Annotated in this window: 25 protein-coding genes and 1 tRNA gene; 15 read left to right on the top strand and 11 right to left on the bottom strand. The window is 59.5% G+C overall.

Annotated features, from left to right (window positions below; all coding sequences use genetic code 11):
- The first annotated feature begins 376 nt into the window (after positions 1-376).
- From ACYZTK_RS06920 to ACYZTK_RS06910, 3 genes are read left to right on the top strand one after another with little or no spacing between them, the layout of a single operon-like run.
- Positions 377-1786, top strand: a complete 1410-nt coding sequence (locus ACYZTK_RS06920) for a circularly permuted type 2 ATP-grasp protein (RefSeq protein WP_462013753.1) — start codon at positions 377-379, stop codon at positions 1784-1786.
- Positions 1787-1798: 12 nt separating this feature from the next.
- Positions 1799-2749, top strand: a complete 951-nt coding sequence (locus tag ACYZTK_RS06915; RefSeq protein ID WP_247294345.1) for an alpha-E domain-containing protein — start codon at positions 1799-1801, stop codon at positions 2747-2749.
- Positions 2746-3555, top strand: coding sequence for a transglutaminase family protein (locus tag ACYZTK_RS06910; RefSeq protein ID WP_462013752.1), 810 nt, complete (start codon positions 2746-2748; stop codon positions 3553-3555). Before ACYZTK_RS06915 ends, ACYZTK_RS06910 begins: the two co-directional genes overlap by 4 nt.
- 186 nt (positions 3556-3741) lie before the next feature.
- On the opposite strand, the gene ACYZTK_RS06905 is transcribed toward ACYZTK_RS06910, so the two are convergent.
- Positions 3742-4563, bottom strand: coding sequence for a c-type cytochrome (locus tag ACYZTK_RS06905; protein ID WP_462013751.1), 822 nt, complete (start codon positions 4561-4563; stop codon positions 3742-3744).
- A 95-nt stretch (positions 4564-4658) separates the two neighbouring features.
- The gene (locus ACYZTK_RS06900) at positions 4659-4871 is read right to left on the bottom strand and encodes a hypothetical protein (protein WP_462015009.1); all 213 of its coding nucleotides are present in this window, start codon (positions 4869-4871) and stop codon (positions 4659-4661) included.
- A gap of 359 nt (positions 4872-5230) precedes the next feature.
- On the opposite strand from ACYZTK_RS06900, the gene ACYZTK_RS06895 reads away from it, so the two are divergent.
- The 3 genes from ACYZTK_RS06895 (at position 5231) to ACYZTK_RS06885 (ending at position 9428) form a co-directional block, all read left to right on the top strand.
- Positions 5231-6436 (top strand): acetyl-CoA C-acetyltransferase, encoded by a 1206-nt coding sequence (locus ACYZTK_RS06895; protein ID WP_462013750.1) that lies wholly within the window; start codon positions 5231-5233, stop codon positions 6434-6436.
- 25 nt (positions 6437-6461) lie between these two features.
- Positions 6462-8606 (top strand): 3-hydroxyacyl-CoA dehydrogenase NAD-binding domain-containing protein, encoded by a 2145-nt coding sequence (locus tag ACYZTK_RS06890; protein ID WP_462013749.1) that lies wholly within the window; start codon positions 6462-6464, stop codon positions 8604-8606.
- 93 nt (positions 8607-8699) lie between these two features.
- Entirely contained in the window at positions 8700-9428 is a 729-nt protein-coding gene (locus ACYZTK_RS06885; protein ID WP_462013748.1) for an amidotransferase, read from the top strand.
- 125 nt (positions 9429-9553) lie between these two features.
- On the opposite strand, the gene ACYZTK_RS06880 is transcribed toward ACYZTK_RS06885, so the two are convergent.
- The 3 genes from ACYZTK_RS06880 to ACYZTK_RS06870 all read right to left on the bottom strand — a co-directional run bounded on the left by ACYZTK_RS06880 (position 9554) and on the right by ACYZTK_RS06870 (position 12301).
- Positions 9554-10528 carry a magnesium and cobalt transport protein CorA gene (locus tag ACYZTK_RS06880; protein ID WP_462013747.1) on the bottom strand — a complete coding sequence of 325 codons (975 nt, stop codon included), beginning with the start codon at positions 10526-10528 and terminating at the stop codon, positions 9554-9556.
- 145 nt (positions 10529-10673) lie between these two features.
- Positions 10674-11396, bottom strand: coding sequence for a 1-acylglycerol-3-phosphate O-acyltransferase (locus ACYZTK_RS06875; RefSeq protein WP_462013746.1), 723 nt, complete (start codon positions 11394-11396; stop codon positions 10674-10676).
- Between the two features lie 215 nt (positions 11397-11611).
- Positions 11612-12301, bottom strand: a complete 690-nt coding sequence (locus ACYZTK_RS06870; protein ID WP_462013745.1) for a crotonase/enoyl-CoA hydratase family protein — start codon at positions 12299-12301, stop codon at positions 11612-11614.
- A gap of 308 nt (positions 12302-12609) precedes the next feature.
- Here ACYZTK_RS06870 and ACYZTK_RS06865 point away from each other — a divergent pair.
- Positions 12610-12699: transfer RNA gene (locus ACYZTK_RS06865), tRNA-Ser, on the top strand.
- Between the two features lie 126 nt (positions 12700-12825).
- Here the strand turns inward: ACYZTK_RS06865 and ACYZTK_RS06860 are convergent.
- A complete protein-coding gene (locus ACYZTK_RS06860) occupies positions 12826-13245 on the bottom strand; it encodes a type II toxin-antitoxin system YafO family toxin (RefSeq protein ID WP_462013744.1) in 420 nt (139 codons plus the stop codon).
- Positions 13246-13251: 6 nt separating this feature from the next.
- A complete protein-coding gene (locus ACYZTK_RS06855; protein ID WP_462013743.1) occupies positions 13252-13398 on the bottom strand; it encodes a hypothetical protein in 147 nt (48 codons plus the stop codon).
- Between the two features lie 161 nt (positions 13399-13559).
- Between ACYZTK_RS06855 and ACYZTK_RS06850 the strand changes: the two genes are divergently transcribed.
- From ACYZTK_RS06850 to ACYZTK_RS06825, 6 genes are all read left to right on the top strand, one after another.
- Complete coding sequence (locus ACYZTK_RS06850; protein WP_462013742.1) at positions 13560-14891, top strand: serine hydrolase domain-containing protein; 1332 nt, start codon at positions 13560-13562, stop codon at positions 14889-14891.
- Positions 14892-15034: 143 nt separating this feature from the next.
- Positions 15035-15223, top strand: a complete 189-nt coding sequence (locus ACYZTK_RS06845) for a hypothetical protein (protein WP_462013741.1) — start codon at positions 15035-15037, stop codon at positions 15221-15223.
- Positions 15224-15534: 311 nt separating this feature from the next.
- Positions 15535-15906: a hypothetical protein gene (locus ACYZTK_RS06840; protein ID WP_045058977.1), complete on the top strand. Its 372-nt coding sequence runs from the start codon at positions 15535-15537 to the stop codon at positions 15904-15906.
- 109 nt (positions 15907-16015) lie between these two features.
- On the top strand, positions 16016-16486 hold the full coding sequence (locus tag ACYZTK_RS06835; protein ID WP_462013740.1) for a glycine zipper domain-containing protein: 471 nt from the start codon (positions 16016-16018) through the stop codon (positions 16484-16486).
- Positions 16487-16514: 28 nt separating this feature from the next.
- Positions 16515-16682, top strand: a complete 168-nt coding sequence (locus tag ACYZTK_RS06830) for a hypothetical protein (protein ID WP_163005296.1) — start codon at positions 16515-16517, stop codon at positions 16680-16682.
- Positions 16683-16847: 165 nt separating this feature from the next.
- Positions 16848-17543: an HAD-IA family hydrolase gene (locus ACYZTK_RS06825; RefSeq protein ID WP_462013739.1), complete on the top strand. Its 696-nt coding sequence runs from the start codon at positions 16848-16850 to the stop codon at positions 17541-17543.
- 61 nt (positions 17544-17604) lie between these two features.
- Here ACYZTK_RS06825 and ACYZTK_RS06820 read toward each other — a convergent pair whose 3' ends face one another.
- Positions 17605-18351: a 3-oxoacyl-ACP reductase family protein gene (locus ACYZTK_RS06820; protein WP_462013738.1), complete on the bottom strand. Its 747-nt coding sequence runs from the start codon at positions 18349-18351 to the stop codon at positions 17605-17607.
- A gap of 126 nt (positions 18352-18477) precedes the next feature.
- Here ACYZTK_RS06820 and ACYZTK_RS06815 point away from each other — a divergent pair, with 126 nt between their 5' ends.
- Positions 18478-19401 (top strand): LysR family transcriptional regulator, encoded by a 924-nt coding sequence (locus ACYZTK_RS06815; RefSeq protein WP_462014867.1) that lies wholly within the window; start codon positions 18478-18480, stop codon positions 19399-19401.
- Positions 19402-19528: 127 nt separating this feature from the next.
- Here ACYZTK_RS06815 and ACYZTK_RS06810 read toward each other — a convergent pair whose 3' ends face one another.
- On the bottom strand, positions 19529-20257 hold the full coding sequence (locus ACYZTK_RS06810) for an aspartate/glutamate racemase family protein (protein ID WP_462013737.1): 729 nt from the start codon (positions 20255-20257) through the stop codon (positions 19529-19531).
- Between the two features lie 54 nt (positions 20258-20311).
- Positions 20312-21052: a phosphoadenylyl-sulfate reductase gene (locus ACYZTK_RS06805; RefSeq protein WP_462013736.1), complete on the bottom strand. Its 741-nt coding sequence runs from the start codon at positions 21050-21052 to the stop codon at positions 20312-20314.
- Between the two features lie 173 nt (positions 21053-21225).
- Between ACYZTK_RS06805 and thrH the strand changes: the two genes are divergently transcribed.
- Complete coding sequence (gene thrH, locus ACYZTK_RS06800) at positions 21226-21843, top strand: bifunctional phosphoserine phosphatase/homoserine phosphotransferase ThrH (protein ID WP_462013735.1); 618 nt, start codon at positions 21226-21228, stop codon at positions 21841-21843.
- A gap of 111 nt (positions 21844-21954) precedes the next feature.
- Here thrH and pabB read toward each other — a convergent pair whose 3' ends face one another.
- Entirely contained in the window at positions 21955-23292 is a 1338-nt protein-coding gene (gene pabB / locus ACYZTK_RS06795; protein WP_462013734.1) for an aminodeoxychorismate synthase component I, read from the bottom strand.
- Between the last annotated feature and the right edge of the window lie 5 nt (positions 23293-23297).

Genomic DNA, 23297 nt, shown 5'->3' with positions numbered 1-23297 from the left:
TTTTCGTTGGGTGGAATGCGTTCCCCGTAGGAGCTGCCGTAGGCAGCGATCTTTTGATCTATTTTTGATTCACAACATTTCACAACGCAAAAAAAAGCCGCCAAAACAGGCGACCAAAAGGGAAGTTCGATGAGCTTTTCAGCGAATGTGCCAATTATCCTTATCGACAGCCGGGCAGTGAAATCAACTCTGACTATGCTGGTGATAGCGACAGCATTGCTTCGCAATGGAGCGGGGGCGATCGGGTTGGAGCGTTTGCCGCACAGGATTGGTGCGGTGTTTTCACAGCAAATATCCAACTGATTGATATCAAAGCGTTTATGCCGATGGCACGGGCCTTGCGATGCCTAGATGTCCGGGTGACAAGGAGTACGGCATGATCCGCACCTATTTTGATGAAATGTACGATGCCGACGGCCAGGTCCGTCCGCATTACCGGGAGTTTGCCCGGTGGTTGGCGGAGACGCCTGACGAGCTGCTGGCCCAACGCCGACGCGAGGCCGATCTGCTGTTCCATCGAGCCGGAATCACCTTCACCCTCTACGGTGATGAGCAGGGAACAGAGCGCCTGATTCCTTTTGACACTATTCCGCGCAGCATCCCCGCCAGTGAGTGGCGGATTGTCGAGCGCGGCTGTATCCAGCGGGTCAAGGCGTTGAACATGTTCCTCGCCGACCTCTATCACGAACAGCGCATCATCAAGGCCGGGATTATTCCGGCGGAGCAGGTGCTGGCCAACGAGCAATACCAGTTGGCGATGCAGGGGCTCGATCTGCACCGGGATATCTATTCCCACATCTCCGGCGTCGATCTGGTGCGCGACGGCGACGGCACGTACTACGTGCTCGAAGACAATCTTCGTACACCGAGCGGCGTCAGCTACATGCTCGAAGACCGCAAGATGATGATGCGACTGTTCCCCGAGTTGTTCTCGGCCCAGCGCATAGCGCCCATTGACCACTATCCGAACCTGCTGCTCGACACCCTGAAAAGCTCCAGCCCGATCGATAACCCGAGCGTGGTGGTGCTAACCCCTGGGCGCTTTAACAGTGCGTTCTTCGAGCATGCGTTCCTGGCCCGGGAAATGGGGGTTGAGCTGGTGGAAGGTGCAGACTTGTTCGTGCGCGACGACAAGGTGTTCATGCGCACCACCGACGGGCCCAAGGCAGTGGATGTGATCTACCGTCGCCTCGACGATGCGTTTCTCGATCCGCTGGCGTTCAATCCGGATTCGATGCTCGGCGTGCCAGGGCTGTTGTCGTCCTACCGCTCGGGCAATGTAGTGCTGGCGAATGCCATCGGCACCGGAGTGGCGGACGACAAGTCGGTGTACCCGTTTGTCACCGACATGATTCGCTTCTACCTGGATGAAGAGCCGATCTTGAAGAACGTTCCGACATTCCAGTGTCGTAATCCCTCGGAACTTTCCCACGTGCTGGCCAATCTTCCAGACCTGGTCGTCAAGGAAACCCAAGGCTCCGGCGGCTACGGAATGCTGGTCGGGCCGGCCGCGACGGCGGCGGAGATCGAGTCGTTCCGCGCACGCATCAAGGCCAAGCCCCACGCCTACATCGCGCAACCGACCCTGTCGCTGTCGACCTGTCCGACCTTTGTCGAAAACGGCATTGCGCCACGCCACATCGACCTGCGTCCGTTTGTCCTGTCCGGCCGCGAAACCCGGGTGGTACCCGGTGGCTTGACCCGTGTAGCGCTGCGCGAAGGTTCCCTGGTGGTGAATTCCTCCCAGGGCGGTGGAACCAAGGACACCTGGGTAGTCGAGGATTGAAGGAAGCTTGCCATGTTAAGTAGAACTGCCTCGGATCTGTACTGGATGTCGCGTTACCTGGAGCGGGCGGAAAACCTCGCACGGATGCTCGACATCAGTTATTCGCTGTCGCTGATGCCCCAGGATGGTCGCGGCGACGGCCTGCACGAACTGGCCATGCCGCTGCTGATCACCGGCACCCTGGAAGATTACCTGGAGCGCCACGGCGAGCTGCATGCCGAACGGCTGCTGCATTTCTTCGCCCTGGACGCCGCCAACCCGGCCAGTATCTACAGTTGCCTGGGCGCTGCGCGGGCCAGTGCCCATGCGGTGCGTGGACGAATCACCGCCGACATGTGGGAAAACATCAACGCCACCTGGCTGGAAATTCGCGGTATCGCCGACCAGGGTTTGAGTCGCTATGGCATGAGCCGTTTCTGCGAGTGGATCAAGGAACGTTCCCACCTGTTTCGCGGCGCGTCCTACGGCACGATCATGCGCAACGACGCCTTTCGTTTCATTCGTTTGGGCACCTTTATCGAGCGGGCTGACAACACCCTGCGCCTGCTCGACGCGCGATACGAAATGGCTGGCGATCAGGCGGAAGCGGTCAGCGATGGCACGGCGCACGCCTACTACCAGTGGAGTGCGCTGTTGCGGGCCTTGTCTTCATTCGAAGCCTACACCGAGATTTACCGCGACGCGCCCGGCGCCCGGCATGTCGCCGAGTTGCTGCTGTTGCGCGCCGATGTGCCGCGCTCCCTGCGCGCCTGCACCGAAGAGATCGACCAGATTCTTGCCCAGCTGCCGGGCGCCAATGGCCGACCGGCACAACGCCTGGCCGCCGAAATGGACGCGCGCCTGCGCTACACCGGCATCAACGAAATTCTCGACGAGGGCTTGCACGCCTGGCTGACCGAGTTCATCCCGCTGGTGCGCCAGTTGGGCAACGCCATTCACAGTTCCTACCTGGAGGCTGCATGAGACTTTCCATTAGCCACGAGACCACCTATCACTACGAAGATCAGGTGCGGGCGAGCATCCAGTACCTGCGGCTGACTCCTCACGACAGCGAGCGCCAGCACGTGCTCAGCTGGCAACTCGACCTGCCGCGCCCGGTGCGCGCGCAACTCGATCCGTTCGGCAATATCCTGCATGTGCTGACCATGGACGAACCCCATGAAGCCATCATCATCGGCGCCCGTGGCCAGGTCGACATCGACGAGCTGCGCGAAGCCGAACATGAAAGCCAGTCGGCGCTGCCGTTCCTGCGGTTCACTCGCCTGACCGAACCCGATGAAGCCTTGCGCGCGTTCGCGGAAAAACAATGTAAGAAGCGTCGCGATCGCACGGCGTTGATCGACCTGATGCACGGCCTTAATTCACACATGACTTACACCCCGGGTTCGACCGAAGTCGATACCTGTGCAGCCACGGCCTTCGCCGGGCGCTCGGGCGTGTGCCAGGATCACACCCACGCCTTCCTCGCCTGTGCTCGCAGCCTGGGGATTCCGTCGCGTTATGTGTCAGGTTATTTGTACAGCGAGAACAGCGAGCACCTGGCCAGTCACGCCTGGGCCGAAGCCTGGCTTGACGACGCCTGGTACAGCTTCGACGTGACCAACGAATTGGCACGGCCCGAGCGTCATCTGAAGCTGGCGGTAGGCCTGGACTACCTCGACGCCTGCCCGGTACGCGGGATGCGCCGGGGCGGGGGCAGTGAACAGATGCACGCGAAGGTGTTCGTCTCACCGACGCCGCTGCCGCTGTTTTCGGTTCAGGAGCAGTAAGCCGGAACACCAACAACCAACTGTGGGAGCGGGCTTGCTCGCGAATGCGGTCTATCATTCAATACCAATGGCGACTGACACACCGCTTTCGCGAGCAAGCCCGCTCCCACATTGTGTTCAGCATTGAACATCGATCCCTGTAGGAGTGAGCCTGCTCGCGATCACGCCGGCCCAGGCTCCACAACGCTAAGGCTTAACCTTGCGCCCAGCCATATGCCTCAAATACCCCACCAGCATCTGCAGATCCCCATCCGGCAGCACCTGCGCACTAAACCCCGGCATCTTCGCCTGAGGCCACTGGCGCAAACTCTGCGGATCACGGATATAGCGCAGCAGAAAATCCGCCCCGAAATACTCAGTCGGATTAAACGGAATATTCAGGTCCGGCCCGAACTGCGCATCCCCCGCACCGTTCAACCGGTGGCACGCCAGGCAATTCTTCTGAAATAGCGCAAACCCCAGGTTCACCGGATCGTCCGCCTTCAGTCCTGGATCGGGTAACAGAGCAGGGAAGCGCTTGGCCACGGGTGCCAGCTGCTTGATGCTCGCCACTTGAAATGGCCATTGCTCGGGGCTGATGTTGCCCGCTTGCGGATCCGTCCACACCAGGTAAAACGGTCCCGCGCTGTGCTTGCCCGCCGATAGCCCGGGCCACGGTTGAGTCGGGTCTTCGATCGCCAGCCAGGCTCTTGCGCCCTGTTGATTGAGCAGCGGTGCGGCGGCCAGCTCGGCGGCAAAACCATCCAGCGCCACTGCCTGCAGATGGTCGTCAGGCTTGATCCCGGTCAGCAACGCAGCCAGGGGCACCGCTTGATAGCTCATATCGCGCTTGTAGGAAACGTCATTTTTGATAGTGATGGTCTGGACCAGCGGGTGCTTGAGCAACTCCTCGGTCAGCCAGGTGCGCGGGTTCGCGCCCAGCTGCAGATCCAGCTGTGCGGCGTAGAGAGGCGTGCTGAGCAGCAAGGCCCCGAGCAGAATGAGCGTTCTCAAATGATCGCCGTCCATGTCGTGGAGAGTGGTGCAAAGGTTGGCACACCCCGGCTGGCCCGGGTAGCGAGTCAGTCACATTTTAACGACGGCGATAATACATGGCGCTTAAGTCAGCCGATCACCTTGGTCAGGTTCGGCAAAATCAACAACAGCGTGGTGGCGAAAAGAATGAGTCCGGCTTGACGTACTTTCGATTGTTTGAACATGGCTTGACCGCCTTTATTGTTATTTCCTGATGCCTGCCTGCAAATATCCATGACGGCAGACGCTGCACTTCCTGTCCGACGAGCGCCTCGGCAAAACCCGACGACAACTTCGTACATGTTCACCTTAGGGCCCGCGTGGGCTGTGGCTTAGATCTATTTCATATGGTGTTCTGTTAATCAGCTATGAAAAATGCATGAGGCCTATTGCCAGCTTCTTCGGCGCCCGTTTGCTAGACGGTTCGCTGACCTGAATCGGTTAATCCAGTAGCTGACTACCGTTCGTCTGAGCGTGTGGGTCAATGCGGGTGAGCGATGTGGTCATTGAATCTGCTGGCGCTCGGCATATGGTTGTGGCTGACAAAAGATCAAAAGATCGCAGCCTTCGGCAGCTCCTACAGTTTGAATGCGGTCCCCATGTAGGAGCTGCCGAAGGCTGCGATCTTTTGATCTACCAAACCGTAACCAGCGAGGACGCCATGACCGAAGCTCTGATTTTCGAAGCGTTACGCACGCCCCGGGGCAAAGGCAAGGCGGATGGCGCCTTGCACAGCGTCAAGCCGGTCAACCTGGTGGCTGGGCTGATGACGGCATTGCAACGACGCACGTCCCTGGACACCAGCCAGGTCGATGACGTGGTACTGGGTTGCGTGACGCCCATCGGTGATCAAGGTTCGGACATCGCCAAGACTGCAGCGCTGGTGGCGGATTGGGATATCAGCGTGTCCGGGGTACAGATCAACCGGTTCTGCGCATCGGGCCTGGAGGCGGTCAATCTCGGAGCGATGAAAGTGCGTTCCGGTTTTGAAGACCTGGTAGTGGTAGGCGGCGTCGAATCCATGTCCCGGGTGCCCATGGGCAGCGACGGTGGCGCCTGGGCACTGGACCCGCAAACCAACTTGCACACGCATTTCACTCCGCAAGGCGTCGGCGCCGATCTGATTGCCACCCTGGAAGGATTCAGTCGTGAACAGATCGACGCCTACGCGCTGCACTCCCAGCAAAAGGCGGCGCGGGCCCGGGGCGATGGTTCGTTCAGCAGATCCCTGGTGCCGGTGCAGGATCAGAACGGCATCGTCTTGCTCGACCACGACGAATTCATTCGCGCCGATTCGACTCTGGAAGGCCTGGGCAAGCTCAAGCCGAGCTTCGAAATGATCGGTCAGATGGGCTTCGATGCTACGGCGCTGCGGGTTTATAGCCATGTGGAGCGGATCAACCATGTGCATACCCCGGGCAACAGCTCGGGCATCGTCGATGGTGCGGCGCTGATGCTTATCGGCTCTGAAGCCAAGGGCCGGGCGCTGGGCTTGCAGCCCCGGGCGCGGATCGTCGCCACAGCGGTGACCAGCACCGACCCGACCATCATGCTCACTGGCCCCGCGCCTGCCACCCGCAAGGCGCTGGCGAAGGCCGGGTTGCGGGTCGAGGACATCGATCTGTTCGAGGTCAACGAAGCGTTCGCCTCCGTGGTGCTGAAGTTCATCAAGGACATGGCCATCGACCCGGACAAGGTCAACGTCAATGGCGGCTCCATCGCCATGGGCCACCCGTTGGGCGCCACTGGCTGCGCGATTCTCGGCACCTTGCTCGACGAACTGGAAGCCCGCCGGTTGCGCTACGGCCTCGCGACCCTGTGCGTCGGCGGCGGCATGGGCATTGCCACCATCATCGAACGCCTCTGAGCCCCCGACTTCAAGGAAACCCGTCATGACCGAAGCGATTCGTTACGAAAAGGGCCAGGACCAGATCGTCGTCCTGACCATCGATATGCCGGGCCAGAGCGCCAACACCATGAACGCGGTGTACCGCGCGGCCATGGCCAGCTGCGTCGAACGCCTTGTCGAAGATAAAGCGTCGATTGCCGGCGTGATCATCACCTCGGCGAAGAAGACCTTCTTCGCCGGCGGCGACCTTAATGAACTGATCAAGGTCGGCAAACCTGAGGCCAAGGCCTTCTACGACAGGGTGCTGACCCTCAAGGCGCAGCTGCGCACCCTGGAAACCCTCGGCAAACCGGTGGTCGCGGCGATCAATGGCGCAGCGCTGGGTGGCGGTTGGGAAATCTGCCTGGCGTGCCATCACCGTGTGGCGCTGGATAATCCCTCGGTGCAACTCGGCCTGCCCGAAGTGACCCTGGGTCTGCTGCCGGGCGGCGGCGGAGTGGTGCGCATGGTGCGCATGCTCGGGATTGAGAAAGCCTTGCCCTATCTGCTGGAAGGCAAGAAGGTGCGGCCGCAACAGGCGTTGCAGGCGGGTCTGGTCGATGAGCTGGCGCAAAGTCTGGAAGAGCTGCTGAGCAAATCCCGGGCGTGGATCCTGGCCAATCCGACGGTCGTACAGCGCTGGGATGTGAAGGGCTACCAGATTCCCGGCGGCACACCCTCCAACCCGAAAGTCGCGCAGATGCTGGCGATTGCGCCATCGATCCTGCGCAGTAAAACCCAGGGCTGCATGCCCGCACCGGAAAAAATCCTCTGCGCGGCAGTGGAAGGCGCGCAGGTGGACTTCGATACCGCGCACCTGATCGAAACCCGCTACTTCACCGAATTGACCACCGGCCAGGTGTCGAAGAACCTGATCGGCACCTTCTGGTTCCAGCTCAACGAGATCAATGCCGGCGGCTCCCGGCCACAAGGTTATGCAGCCGTCACCACGCACAAGGTCGGCGTCCTCGGCGCGGGGATGATGGGCGCGGGTATTGCCTTTGTCAGCGCATCGGCAGGCATCGAGGTGGTGCTCAAGGACATCAGCCTGGCGGCGGCGCAGAAGGGCAAGGCGCACTCGGTTGCGTTGCTCGACAAGAAAGTCGCTCGCGGACAGATGGCGTCCGAGCAGCGTGAAGCAATTCTGGCGCGGATTCACCCGACCGAATCAGATGCCGATCTGACCGGTTGCGACCTGATCATCGAAGCGGTGTTCGAGGATCGTGAGCTGAAAGCCAAAGTGTCCTCGGCGGCGCAGAAAATCGTCGGCGCCGAGGCGGTGATTGCTTCCAACACTTCGACCTTGCCAATCAGTGGCCTTGCCACCGCAGTGCCCGACCAGACCAAATTTATCGGCCTGCATTTCTTCAGCCCGGTGGAGAAAATGCCCCTGGTGGAAATCATCAAGGGCGCCCGCACCAGCGATGCAACCTTGGCGCGGGGGTTCGACTTCGTCCTGCAAATCAACAAAACCCCGATTGTCGTCAACGACAGCCGTGGCTTCTTCACCTCGCGGGTGTTCGGCACCTTTACCAATGAAGGCATCGCCATGCTAGGCGAGGGCGTCAGCGCGCCGATGATCGAAACCGAGGCGCGCAAGGCGGGCATGCCGATCGGCCCGCTGGCGATTTCCGACGAAGTCTCCCTGAGCCTGATGAGCCATATCCGCCAGCAAACTGCCAAGGATCTGCAAGCGGAAGGCAAACCGTTGCCCGAGCATCCGGCGTTCGCGGTAATAGACCTGCTGCTCAATGAGTACAAGCGTCCTGGCAAAGCTGCCGGCGGCGGTTTCTACGAGTACCCAAGCGGCGGCCAGAAGTATCTGTGGCCCGAGCTCAAAACCCGCTTTGAAAAAGTCGACGGGCAGATTTCACCCAAGGACGTGCGTGACCGGCTGCTGTTCGTGCAGGCGATCGAAACTGTTCGCTGCGTGGAGGAGGGCGTGCTGACTTCAACGGCGGATGCCAACATCGGCTCGATCTTCGGCATCGGCTTTGCGGCCTGGACCGGTGGTGCGTTGCAGTTCATCAATCAGTACGGCGTGCAGGATTTCGTCGCCCGCGCGCAGTACCTTACCGAACAATATGGCGAGCGATTCGCGCCGCCGGCACTGTTGCTGGAAAAAGCAGCTCGCGGGGAGACGTTTTAGGGGACCGATCACGCCTATGGGGCTTGCCTTGTCACGGTGTTTCGAGGCAGGCTCTGGGTGTGCATTATTCCCATCACGTGTCAGGTATTTTTTATGTCGTTACGCATCTGCATTCTGGAAACCGACATCCTGCGTCCGGAACTGGTCGATCAATATCAGGGTTACGGGCAGATGTTCCAGCGTCTGTTTACTCAGCAACCGATCGCCGCCGAGTTCACCGTCTACAACGTGATGCAGGGCGAGTATCCGGTGGATGATCAGACTTTCGATGCTTATCTGGTCACCGGCAGTAAAGCCGATTCATTTGGCACCGACCCCTGGATTGAAACCCTCAAGGCTTATCTGCTGAAGCTGTACGAGCGCGGCGACAAGTTGCTCGGCGTGTGCTTCGGTCATCAACTGCTGGCGTTGCTGCTGGGTGGCAAAAGCGAGCGAGCCACTCAGGGTTGGGGAGTCGGCACCCACAACTACAAACTGGCGGCCAAGGCGCCGTGGATGAGCCCGGTAGTGGAAGAGCTGACGTTGCTGATCAGCCACCAGGACCAGGTCACCGCGCTACCGGAAAACGCCACGGTCATCGCCTCCAGCGATTTCTGCCCGTTTGCCGCGTATCACATCAACGATCAGGTGCTGTGCTTCCAGGGGCATCCGGAATTCATCCACGATTACTCGCGGGCGCTGCTGGATATTCGCCAGCAGGCACTGGGTGAGCAGATTTATCAGAAGGGTGTAGCGAGCCTTGAGCATCAGCACCACGGCGCCACAGTGGCGGAGTGGATGATGCGGTTTGTGGCGCATAAGCCGCAGGCGAAGGCGGTTTAAAGAGTAGTCCGCTCCCACATTGATCATCATTGTGGGAGCAGGGCTTCACACCAATCTTTACTGTGGAGCAAGGACTGTGGGAGCAAGGCTTGCCCGCGATCGAGTGCGCAGCACTCGCCTTGCCCCTACAACCATCCCGACTTCTTGAAACTCGCCCACAAACTCACACACCCCACCGCAATAAACCCCAGCACCGCAAAATACCCGTAGTGCCAGGTCAGCTCCGGCATGTTCTGGAAGTTCATCCCGTATATCCCGGCCACCGCCGTCGGAAACGCCAGAATCGCTGCCCAGCCGGCAAACTTGCGCTGCACCACACTCTGACGCGACGCCTCCAGCAACACCCCGACCTCGATGGTCTGGCTGGCAATGTCTGCCAGGGTCGACAGGTCTTCCATCTGCCGCGTGACGTGGATCTGCACGTCGCGAAAATAGGGACGCATGTTCTTGTCGATAAACGGGAAGCTCAGTCGCTGCAGCTCCTCGCCAATCTCCACCATCGGCGCTGCATAACGCCGCAGGCGCACTACATCGCGACGCAGGCCATGGAGCTTCTGGATATCGCGTTCATTCAGCGCGCTGCACAACACATTGCGCTCCAGCTCATCGATCTCGGCATGAATCGCTTCGCCCACCGGCTGGTAGTTTTCGATCACGAAGTCGAGGAGGGCGTAGAGGACGAAATCTTCCCCGTGTTCCAGCAGCAACGGACGTGCCTCACAGCGTTGCCGGACGTAGGCGTAGGACGCCGAATGGCCGTTGCGTGCGGTGATGATGTAGCCGTTGCCGGCGAAGATGTGGGTCTCGATGAATTCGAGCTTGCCCTGTTCATCGCGGATGGGCGAATAGGTGACGATAAACAGCGCATCGCCGAAGGTTTCGAGCTTGGGCCGGCTGTGTTTTTCCAGGGCGTCTTCAATGGCCAGTTCGTGCAGGTTGAACTGGCGTTGCAGGTTGGCCAATTCCTGGGCGTCGGGTTCTTCCAGCCCGATCCACACGAAGTGGTCAGGTTTCGCAGCCCAGGCTGCCCCTTCGTCGAGGGTGATGTTGGTAACTTTTTTCCCGGCGCTGTAAACCGCAGCAGCAACAACTCTACCCATGGTGTTGGTTCACTTTTGGTTGGCAGGCAGTGGGCAGCTTAGCCTGTAGGAGCTGTCGAGTGAAACGAGGCTGCGATCTTTTGATCTTGCTGTGTACATATCCATTCCTGCGGTAACGGATATGTACCCCAAAAAGTCAGCCAAATCACCCCGCCAAAATCTGCCGATCCATCACAGCAATACACTCGCGCATCTGCTCCCGACATTGCTCAATCAACGCCGGCATATCATCCAGACTCAATCCTGCCGTAGGAATCGCCGGCAAAGAGCGAATCAAAATCTTCCCGCTATTCCAGCGATTCAAGCGCATATGCTTCACATAAGTGCTCACACATACCGGAACAATTGGCACCCCAGCCGCAATCGCCATCTGAAAGGCGCCTTTCTTGAAAGGCAACAAATCCTCCCCCAGATTGCGCGTGCCTTCCGGAAACACCCAAATAGAAGTGTCTTCATTCTGCAGAGTGTGAGTAGTCTTCAGCATCGACTGCCGCGCCTTCTGCGCGTTGCCGCGGTCGATCAGCACATTCCCGGCCAGCCAGAACAACTGACCGAACAGCGGCACCCACTTCAGGCTCTTCTTGCCAATGCACACCGTACGGTGCGGCACCACGTTACCGAACACGAACAGATCGTAGTTGGACTGATGATTGGCAATGATCACGCAGCTCGCCGGCTTGTCCATCAACGGGCCGACTTCAGCCTTGACCCGCAGACGCAGGATGCACATCGCCGGCCATGCATAGAGGCGGGCGCACAAGCGGCTGTTGTCCGGGTTGAACGGTCGGCACAGGCCGAGGAGCACACCCAGCACACCGGCGAGAACAAAGTGCAGACCCATCAATAACATACGAAACACGAACAGCATTTAAAGGCCCCACCGGGACAAAAGGTGGCGCAGTGTACGGATGTGCACTGTTTTCGGCAATTGCTGCTATAGAGGAGGTAGATAGGCGATGTTTGAGCGCATGTTTCCGACTTGGACGTCAGACGCGATCTAGAGCCGTTGTAGGATTTTTAACAGACAAAGTAAGAAAAACCCGACACGAGGGTCGGGCTTTTCAGTCACACAGATTCAGGGGGTTAACCCATATGTTGCTGATCCAGGACGATCGCGTTGTCCAAAGTCTCCAGCAACGCTTTGCGCACTTTCAGCTTGGTGTTCTTGTGGGCGGTCATGTTGATCTTCTTCAACTGCCGCGCTGCGGCGAGCGCAGCACCTTGCAACTCATCGGCAGAAACCACCACGTCAAGGAAACCGGCGTCAACGGCACTTTGCGGATTGAACATCTCGCCATTGATCACCGAGCGGTGGAACGCCGACTTGCGCAAGCGATCACGAGCCAGCTCAATACCGGCATGGTGCATGGTCATGCCGATCTGCACTTCGTTGAGGCCGATGCTGAATGCACCCTCGACACCAATGCGGTAATCCACCGACAGCAACAGGAAAGCGCCCTTGGCCACCGCATGTCCAGGGCACGCTACGATCACCGGGAAAGGGTGGGCCAACAGGCGGCGAGCCAGCGTCGAGCCCGCTGTCACCAACGCCACGGCTTCCTTGGGACCGGAGGTCATGACCTTCAAGTCATAACCGCCCGAAAGAATCCCCGGCGTGCCCGTGATGATCACCACCGCGCGATCAGTCACCGCCTGATCCAGCGCAGTGTTGAAAGCGGCAATCACGTCTGGCGAGATCGCATTGACCTTGCCATTGCTAAGGGTCAGGGTCGCGATACCGTCTTCGAGGTGGTAGGAGATCAACTCACTCATGACGCTATTCCTTGTATGAAAGATGAAGCAGACGTTACCCACCGCCGTAGGCCAGGTAAAGCGCCGTGACTGACCGGCCGGTCACCCTGGCGTGGAGCGCAACGCTTGGCCAGCCACTGCTGCCACACCTTTGCCTCTATATAGAAGGGTGCACGAAGCCAGAGATTGGCAGGTTTGCCATGGCCTGCCAGCCGTCAGGACAACTAAATCCCTAAGCGCATGAAAATTCTGAAAAAAATATTTGCCATCGGAAAAGCTTTCGACTACATTAGCGCGCCTCGACAGACAGAACATGTTTGAAGAGATACGGTGAAGTGTCCGAGTGGCTTAAGGAGCACGCCTGGAAAGTGTGTATACAAGAAATTGTATCGAGAGTTCGAATCTCTCCTTCACCGCCACATTCGATGTAACCAAGACCCCTGATTTTCCTTGAGAAAGTCGGGGGTTTTGGGTTTTTAGCGTCCGGAAAAAGACCAGCGAGGAGAGGGCGCTCGCTCGTGCGGAGGAGTTTGCGGCCGCTTCAGTCAGGCATCATCAAGATCCGGGCAGATCAATTTACCCAGAATCCACGGCTCAACGATCTGACTATGGATATTGCGCAGATAAGATCCCCACTCCACCCTGCTGTGGGCGTCCGGGCCGAGCACGGTCAGAAGCAGATACTCATCGCGGAAATCGTCGTACGCGTATAACAGCCAAAAATCATTATCGGGATCATTCACCAGAGTGGTGCGATGGTACTGGCTGCGTGCCTTGGCCCAGCTTTTCTGCATTTCCAGGCTGCTAGCCAGATGGATGTGATGCATGTCGGTCAGATCGAGCGCTTCGTCTCTACCGAAGATGATCGGAAGCTCTCCGTATACTTTGTAATTGTAGAAGTGCGCGGAGTAGTTTTGCCAATTGCCGATTTGCTGGAATAGTGCGGAGACCTTTACCGACGACATCCAGGCTTACTTGGAGACCGGCAGCTTGCCAGTGACGACGAACGCCTCAAAGGCTTTCTGCCCGTCACGTGCGGCCTGTCGGACGTCCAGATACGTCAGCTCGCGGCTGACTACCTTTTTGCGCGGTTTGTCGGCTTTTTTTGTGGTGGCCATGGAAGCCTCCGGGGTGGGTGTATTCATGCCTGAAAGCTTATGTGATTAATCATTCCTGAGCAAACAGGTCAGTTGTATCTGGTTGCATCTGATGCCAATCGCGATTCCACAGATGTGCTGTTAACATCCAAAGGCCCACCTTTCGAATGGACTCGACACTCATGTTTTTCCCCAACACCATCCACCCGAAGATCGGCAAGTCCGCAGCGGCATTGCTGATCTCGATCCTCCCAGCCCTGGCCGTCGCATCCCCGCCAACCCAATTCCCTGACGCCGCCGCCAGCGACCCCGCCAAGCTCGGCTGGATGGTCGGCTCGCCGCCCCCTGCGGATCGCACCGTACGCTTTGCCGATGGCAGTTACTTCCAGTTCCCGGCGATGCGCTGGAGTGTTTCGAACTTCCGGCAGCTCATGCCCACCGTCAATGTATCCCGCGGGCCTGGCGCACCGGTTGCGCTGGAGTCGGCATTGCGCCAGGACATCGATGCGCTGAGCTTCAGCCCGCTCGGTACGCAGGAGTCGATGACCTGGGAGCAGTCGTTGGCGGCCACTTATACCGATGGGATCGTGGTGCTGCAGCGCGGCAAAATTGTCTACGAGCGCTATTTTGGCGTGCTCGACTCGCAAGGCCAGCATGCGGCGATGTCGGTGACCAAGTCCGTGGTCGGCACACTCGGCGCCACTCTGGTGTCCGAGGGACAGATTGATGAAGACAGGCGCGTGGTCGAATACGTGCCTGAGCTGGCGGGTTCCGCATTTGCCAATGCAACGGTGCGGCAAGTCCTCGACATGACCACCGGGCTCAAATTCAGTGAGGATTATGCCGACCCGAAGGCTGATGTCTGGGCGCATGGCCGGGCGGGCAGCCCGTTGCCTTTTGCCAAGGAGTACACCGGGCCGCGCAGTTACTTCGAGTTCCTGCAGACGGTGCAGCCGCAGGGCGAGCACGGCGCAGCATTTGCCTACAAAACGGTTAATACCGATGTGCTGGGCTGGATCATCGCTCGGGCGACCGGTCGTAACGTGGCGCAACTTTTATCCGAGCGCATCTGGAGCCGTCTGGGCGCGGAGCAGGATGCGTATTTTACCGTGGACTCCATTGGCACCCCGTTTGCGGGCGGGGGATTAAACACCGGGCTGCGTGATCTGGCCCGATTTGGCGAGATGTTGCGCAACGACGGCCGCTTCAACGGGCAACAGATCGTGCCCAAGGCGGTGATCGATGACATCCGCCGCGGCGGCGACAAACAGGCGTTTGCCAAGGCCGGTTATGACTTGCTCAAGGGCTGGAGCTATCGCTCGATGTGGTGGGTGACGGACAAGCAGGGTGGGGCGTTCATGGCGCGCGGGGTTTATGGCCAGCGCATTTATGTCGACCCGAAGGCCGAGCTGGTGATTGTGCGTTACGCCTCCCATCCGGTGGCGGCCAACGCTGCCAATGATCCGGTGACGCTGCCGGCGTTCGAGGCGCTGGCTCGGCATTTGACCCGTTAGGCCGTTGGTCCATTCGTCGGGCGTAGTGTGATCTGAATGACAAGTCCAGTCGTGACCGACTAGTCTCAAAATCCTTGGTGATCGATATGTTTCGGGCAAATAGGGCTTGCCGGTGTCGATCCCGCTTTTGAAGGGGCGAAGTTATGACTGAACCGTATCTTGAAGACGACGGGGCCGAGTTTCCGATCAACAATTGCGTGCAGTGTGGCCAGACCGAATACGTGGCCAGCTTTGGTGAAGACAAACTCAAGGTTGGCAAGATGAAATCCATGGTGAGCCAAGGCCCCAAGGCCAAGTTTTTACCCAAGGTTGCGGCATCCTCCAAAAAATAACTGACCCTCTTGCAAGCCCCGCAATAGCGGGGTTTTTTACGGCCGCGAAAAACTTTTGTGCAGACGTGTTTAACCGCAAAAACTTTCACAAGTTTTTCACAAGGGCTTACGTACTCTCAGCTCATCCGTTAGAAAGCAACTCCTGGCCCGTCTCCCCAGCGGGCTTTTTTTTGCCTGTCATAAAACCTTTTGCAAAATCGCTGTCCAACCGTCGCTATTTCAAAGAACGGAGGGATATGTGTGGACGTTTCCTCCGCTGGGGCATTCAATGCCCGGGTTTCGGTTTCTCCCTATTTTTTGAGGTTTTTGTCATGCGTTTAACACTGCCTGCTTTGGTTCTAGGTCTTTTCGTTGCTCAAGGTGCAATGGCGGCCGGCGACGGCACTGCTGCAATCGGTGGCGGCCTGGGCGGCGCGTTGGGTAACGTGGTCGGGCAGAGCATGGGCGGCAGCACCGGCGCAGCAGTTGGCGCCGGCGTCGCAGGCGCAGCGGGCAGTGCAGTGGCCGCACGTAAAGGCAGCCGCACCAAGGCCGCGATCGGCGGTGGTGTTGGCGCGGCGGGCGGCTCGGTGATCGGCAACAGCCTGGGCGGCAAGACCGGTTCGACGATTGGTGCAGGCCTGGGTGGCGCATTGGGCGGCGGCGTAGGCAGCAACCTTGGTAAAGGTCACAAGCGTCACTGATCCTCGTTGATCAGCTAAAAAGCCCGGCTAAATGCCGGGCTTTGCGTTATGAACGTTTCTCTCTGAAATGGCTCAAATCCGTTACAACCCCCAATAAGCGAGGTGCACCATGACATCGAAATCCGCAAGCAAAGTGAGCGACTGTCGTCGTCAAGGTTTGACGTTGTCTGCATTGGTACTGGGATTGATGGTCACCCACGGAGCCCAAGCGGCTGGCGACGGCACTGCCGCGGTCGGCGGCGGACTCGGTGGTGCGCTGGGTAATGTTGTGGGGCAGCAAATGGGCGGCAGCACCGGCGCCGCAATTGGCGCTGGCGTGGGTGGCGCGGCCGGTAGTGCGGTGGGTGCACCCAAGGGCAGTCGCACAGAAGCTGCGATTGGCGGTGGTCTGGGTTCTGCTGGCGGCTCGGTGATCGGTAACAGTCTGGGCGGCTCGACCGGCTCGACCATCGGCGCGGGCCTTGGTGGCGCGGCGGGTGGTGCCGTCGGCAACAATCTCGGTACCGACGACGGTGGTTCCCATTCCAATAACAGCCATAAGCACAAGAACAAGAACAAACATAAGAACAAACATCGCTAATCCACCCGGCCCATGCGAGGTATGACCCATGACTCCTGAAACCGAAGGCAAGGAAGAAAAAGGCCCAAGCGGACTGCCGTTTATCAATGATCCGGGGAATGAAGACCCCGGCTCGCTGATGGACGACGCTACGGTACCGCTCAATGATTCAGATGAGGCGGACATGGAGTACGAAGAGGACGAAGACGAGCAGTAGCCCTTCGACCGGTTAACGGCCTCCAAAGAATAATTTGGAGGCCTGGTACGTGCCGAAGACAGGCCCGTGCAACATTGCTGAACCCTTTAATCCGCCGCAGTTAAAGTGATACCGTATTGTTCCATGATGTTTGTGAATAAAGCCCCTGAATACGGATCAGATGCGATGAATGCACCGCTGAACGAATTCGGCCCGATCAAGGCCGTGATCTTCGATATGGACGGCTTGTTGCTGGACACCGAGGGCATCTACACCGAAGTGACGTCGATCATCGCCCAGCGCTATGGGCGTACTTTTGATTGGAGCATCAAACAGCACATCATCGGGCGCGGCGCGGGCGATCTGGCGCGTTATGTGGTTGAGGCGCTGGACTTGCCGATCACCGCCGAAGAGTTCCTGCGGGTTCGCGAACCCCTGATGCGCGAGCGTTTTCCAGGGGCGTTGGCGATGCCGGGCGCCCAAGAGCTGGTTCGGCATTTGAACGCGAACAACATCCCGATTGCGGTAGGCACCAGTTCTTCGCGTCAGTCGTTCGGTCAGAAAACCACCCTGCACCGGGAGTGGTTTGATCTGTTCGATTTCATCGTGACGGCAGACGATCCGGAAGTCGGCGCGGCCAAACCGGCGCCGGACATCTTCCTGACTGCAGAGCGGCGCCTGGGTGTCGATCCGGCCGATTGCCTGGTGTTCGAAGATTCGCCATTCGGCGTTACGGCGGCAAAGGCGGCGGGCATGACGGCGATCGCCATTCCCGATGCGGCAATGGCTGACGAAAAATACGCACATGCCGACGGGATTCTTCGCACACTGAAAGCGTTCACGCCGAGTGCCTGCGGTTTGCCGGCGTTGCAATGGGCGTAAATCTACACGCATGAAAAAGCCGGCCCCCTGTTCAAGGGTTGCCGGCTTTTTTCTGCCTCTATCAGGCGCCAAAACCGCCGTCGATGGTCAGGCTGGCACCAGTGATGTAGCCGGCTTCGGAGCTCACCAGGTAGGCAACGAAACTGGCGATTTCATCAGCTTCACCGTAACGGCCTACCGCCATCAACGGGATCAGGCTGTCGGCAAAGTCGCCCTGGGCAGGGTTCATGTCGGTGTCGACCGGGCCTGGCTGTACGTTGTTGACGGTGATCCCGCGTGGGCCGAGATCACGCGCCAGGCCTTTGGTCAGGCCGACCAGTGCAGACTTGCTCATGGCGTATGGGCCGCCACCGGCGAAGGGCATGCGATCGGCGTTGGTGCTGCCGATGTTGATGATGCGACCGCCTTCGGTCATGTGTCTGGCGGCGGCCTGGGTGGCGATGAACACGCTGCGCACGTTGATGGCCAAAGTTTGGTCGAAATCTTCAAGCTTGAAGTCTTCCAGCGGCGCAACGGCCAGTACACCCGCATTGTTGACCAGGATATCCAGGCTACCGAAGGCTTCGACGGTGGCGGTCACGGCGTTGCGAATGGCCTCGGCGTCGGCACTGTCAGCCTTGATGGCCAGGGCCTTGCCGCCTTTGGCAGTGATGCTGTTCTGCAGTTCTTCGGCTTTTGCGGTGGAGCTTACGTAGGTGAAGGCAACGGCTGCGCCTTCAGCGGCCAGGCGTTTGACGATGGCAGCGCCGATGCCGCGAGACCCGCCTTGAATCAACGCCACTTTGCCGCTGAGGTTCTGAGTAGTCATGTCTATCTCCAAAGTCGCCGTGGCGAGATGCCCCGGTTGATGGAGCCTAGTATCGGATCAGGATTGCACACTGAGTAGCCGGTAATTGCGATAGTCTGTGTAAACCAGAAGTTTATAATGGTTCCTATGGAAACCTTCAGCAGTATCGAATGCTTCGTGCGCAGCGCCGAAGTCGGCAGCTTCGCCGAGGCCGCGCGGCGCCTGAGCCTGACACCGGCTGCGGTGGGCAAGAGTGTCGCCAAGCTGGAAGCACGGCTGGGCGTGCGTCTGTTTCAGCGCAGCACGCGCAGCCTGACGTTGACCGAGGCCGGCCAGCTGTTTCTCGGTGAGGTCAGCTCCAGCCTGCACACTATCCAGAATGCGGTGGCCAACCTGGCCAGTGCCGAGGGGCGTCCGGCGGGCACGCTGAAAGTCAGCATGGGCACGATGTTCGGTCGGCTGTACGTGGTACCCATGCTCGGCGAGTTTCTGCGGCGGTTTCCGGCCATTAACCCGGATTGGCATTTCGATAACCGTCAGGTGGACCTGATCGCTCAAGGGTTCGATGCGGCAATTGGCGGGGGTTTTGATCTGCCTCAGGGCGTGGTCGCCCGCAAGCTGACGCCGGCGCATCGGGTGTTGGTGGCGTCGGCTGACTACCTGGCGAGCCGGGCGCCGATTATGGAGCCTGAAGATCTCGGGCCTCACGAGGGCATTCTGATCCGCTCACCGCAAACCGGTCGGGTGCGCTCCTGGCAGTTGACCAGTCGCACCCGGCAGCACAGTCCCTTGGTGCTCAAGGCGCGGATGACCATGAGCGATTCGGAAGCGGCCTGCGCGACGGCAGTTCAGGGTTTGGGCATTGCCCTGGTGAGCATGCCATTCGCGGCGGGGTATCTGGAGGCGGGGACTTTGCAGCGGGTGTTGCCGGATTGGTACGTGGATGATGGCAATATTTCCATCTATTACGCGGAGCATAAATTGTTGCCGGGCAAGACCCGGGCGTTTGTAGATTATGTGATTGAGCAGTTTTTGGAGCAGGGGTTGGTGGGGCGGTTTAGTGCTGTTTGAGCAAGGCTTGCGACCGAGGTGTGGCTATCGCGGGCAAGCCTTGCTCCCACAGAGGCTCGAACGGCTGCTCCCACAGAGGCGCATCATTTGTGGGAGCAAGGCTTGCCCGCGATGGGGTCAACTTGGTCTACCGACCAAGCCGCCCCGGCCAGCCAATGATCTTCTTCGGCCGCGGAGTCGCATAGGTCCGCACCTTGGAAGTCGACAGCCCCAGCCGCACCAGGGATTCGGCGATGGTCACCGCTGCGGTCACACCATCCACCACTGGCACCCCGGTGCGCTGGCGGATCTGCTCGTCCAGCCCGGCCATCCCGCCGCAACCCAGGCAAATCACTTCGGCCTTGTCCTCAAGCACCGCCAGTTCCGCCTGGCGCACAATCGCTTCCAGTGCGCGCTGCGGGTCCGCTTCCAGGTCCAGCACTGCCAGCCCGCTGGCTCGCACCGACGCGCAGCGGTCCCACAAGCCAGAGAGCTTCAGGCGATCCTCGATCAGCGGCACCGTGCGATCCAGAGTAGTCACTACTGAATAGGCATGGCCGAGGAACATCGCGGTACTCGCCGCTGCGTCAGTGATGTCCACCACCGGCACATTGAGCAGCTCTTGCAGCCCTTCGCGGCCGTGCTCGCCGTAACCGGCCTGGATCACTGCATCGAAAGGCTGATCGTAGGACATCACCCGGTCCATCACGGCGATGGCAGCCAGGTAACTTTCGAAATTACCCTCCACCGACTCGGCGCCAAAGTACGGGGTCAGCCCGATGATTTCAGTGCCCGGGGCGGCAACCGCCTGGGCCGAGCGAGCGATTGCCTCGGTGATGGACTCGGTGGTGTTGACGTTGACCACGAGAATGCGCATGGGAAATCCTTATAGCAGGTGGTTCTGCGGTCCGATCTTCGTCAAGGCTTGGGGTCAGTCCTTGGATTTACCAATGATATTCCCCGCATGCAATCCGCATTCTTTCTGCGTCGCCTCTTCCCACCACCAACGCCCCTCGCGCTCATGCTGGTTCGGCAGCACTGGGCGGGTGCAGGGTTCGCAGCCGATGCTGATAAAGCCGCGCTCGTGCAGGCTGTTGTACGGCAGTTCAAGCATGCGGATGTAGCCCCAGATCTCTTCGCTGGTCATCTGCGCCAGCGGGTTAAATTTGTACAGGGTGCGTTCCGGGGTGGAGAACGCAGTATCGATCTCCATTACGGCCACGGCGCTGCGGGTGCCGGGGCTCTGGTCGCGACGCTGGCCGGTGGCCCAGGCACTGACGCCGGACAACTTGCGCCGCAGCGGTTCGATCTTGCGGATGCCGCAGCATTCGCCATGGCCATCCTTGTAGAAACTGAACAGGCCTTTTTCCTTCACGAAGGGTTCCAGTTTCGTGTAGTCCGGCGACACCAGTTCGATCTCGATCTTGTAGTGTTCACGCACCTGATCGATGAAACGATAGGTTTCCGGATGCAGGCGGCCGGTGTCGAGGCTGAACACCTTGACGTTCTTGTTCAGCTTCCAGGCCATGTCCACCAGCACCACGTCCTCGGCGCCGCTGAAGGATATCCACAGGTCATCGCCGAACTCGGCGAACGCGAGTTTCAGGATGTCCTGGGCGGATTTGTTGGCATAGGTCGTGGCGAGTTCCACGACATCGAACGATGGGCTCATCAGGGCGGCTTCCTACAGGTCGGTGGCGCTGGGCGCTCTATATGGGGCTGATGGTAACAAAATCCGGCAAGTACTGGCGCGCCCTGTGCGTTGCACAGCCCCGTGCGAGTGGTTAGAGTTCGGCAGTCTTTTTGCTCGCTCGACTCAATAATCACTACAAATCGGAGTGTCTTGTGGAAATTGCATGCCTGGATCTTGAAGGGGTACTGGTTCCGGAAATCTGGATCGCCTTCGCCGAAAAAACCGGGATCGAATCCCTCAAGGCCACCACTCGGGACATTCCCGACTACGACGTGCTGATGAAGCAGCGCCTGCGGATTCTCGACGAGAATGGCCTGAAGCTGTCCGACATCCAGGAAGTGATCGCCACGTTGAAGCCGCTGGAAGGCGCAGTGGAGTTCGTCAATTGGTTGCGTGAACGTTTTCAGGTGGTGATCCTGTCGGATACGTTCTACGAGTTCTCCCAGCCGCTGATGCGGCAGTTGGGTTTCCCCACGCTGCTGTGCCATCGCCTGATTACCGATGATTCCGGGCGGGTGACGAGCTACCAGCTGCGCCAGAGAGACCCCAAGCGCCAGTCGGTGCTGGCGTTCAAGAGCCTCTACTATCGGGTGATCGCGGCGGGGGATTCGTATAACGATACGACGATGCTGGGCGAGGCCGATGCGGGAATCTTGTTCCATGCGCCGGACAATGTGATCCGCGAGTTCCCGCAGTTCCCGGCGGTGCATACGTTTGAGGAGTTGAAGCAGGAGTTTATCAAGGCTTCCAACCGGGCCCTGAGCCTGTAGTCGACTGTCCGGACGCCCTCGCGGGCAAGCCTTGCTCCCACAGATCTTGGGGCGGACCACAGCTGTATGTTCAGCACAAAACTGTGGGAGCAAAGCTTGCTCGCGATGCTTCTAGAGGTTTTGCAGGGTATCGAGCAGCACTTTCACCTTGGTTATCGACTCCGCATACTCGCCCTGCCACTGCGAGTCCGCGACGATCCCGCCGCCGCCCCAGCAACACACCTGCCCGTCTTTGACCAGCAAACTGCGAATCGCGATGGAGCTGTCCATCTCGCCGCGCACGTCCAGGTACAGCAGCGAGCCGCAATACAAGCCACGCCGGGTCGGTTCCAGCTCGTCGATGATCTGCATCGCGCGGATTTTTGGAGCGCCGGTGATCGAGCCGCCGGGGAAGCTGCCGGCGATCAGGTCCAGGGCGTCGCGGTCTGCGGCCAACTCCCCGGTGACGCTGCTCACCAGATGGTGCACGTTCGGGTAGCTTTCCAGGCTGAACAGCTCCGGGACCCGCACCGAGCCGATGCGACAGGTGCGCCCGAGGTCGTTGCGCAGCAGGTCGACGATCATCAGGTTTTCCGCGCGGTCCTTTGGGCTGGCGAGCAGTTCGGCCGCATTCGCCAGGTCTTCGGCTTCAGTCTGGCCGCGGGGGCGAGTGCCTTTGATCGGTCGGGTTTCAACCTGGCCCTGGCTCACTTTGACGAAGCGCTCGGGTGAGAGGCTCAGCACCGCACCGCCGTCAGGCAGGCTCTGGAAACCGGAAAATGGCGTCGGGCACGCCCCGCGCAGTGCGCAGTAAGCCGCCCAGGGATCGCCCTCGTATCCGGCGCGGAAGCGCTGGGCGAAGTTGACCTGATAACAATCGCCGGCCTGGATGTACTGCTGGATGCGTTCCAAGGCCTGGCGATATTGCTCTTCGCTCAAGTCCGCTTGCATCGGCGCGGTCAGTTTGAATGGAGCGACCGGTTCGGCAGCAGGCTGGTTGAACAGTTCGATCAGGCGCAGGCGTTCACTGTCGGCCAGCGAGGGGTGGAACACCAGTTGGCTGGTCGACAGCTGATGGTCACTGATCAGCGCCCAGGCATACAGGCCGAAACGCGCATCGGGCAATTGCAGGTCGTCCAGGGCCTTGCTCGGCAGCTGTTCAAGGTGTCGGCCGAAATCGTAGCTCAGGTAGCCGATCAGTCCGCCGGCGAAAGGCAGGTCGAGCGGCGTTGATGCTTTGCCCAGGTGTGTGAGGTTATCGCGCAGGCGTTGCAGGAAATCGTTGCCGTTTTCCTCAGGCAGGACTGCCAGTTGTTCCAGCGGCCAGGCGCTGAGCAGGTCATAGCGACCTCGATCGGCAGTGGGTCGGCCGCTGTCGAGCAGCACCGCGCCCGGGGCATGACGAATGGCCGCGAAGTAGTCGGCGGGATTGGCGCGATAGGGTAATGGGTGTACGGAGCAGGTCAGCATGGGGG

This window comes from Pseudomonas sp. LB3P31, from assembly GCF_054897945.1.
The sequence above is the reverse complement of the archived record's forward strand: the minus strand, read 5'-3'. Positions and strand labels throughout refer to the sequence as shown.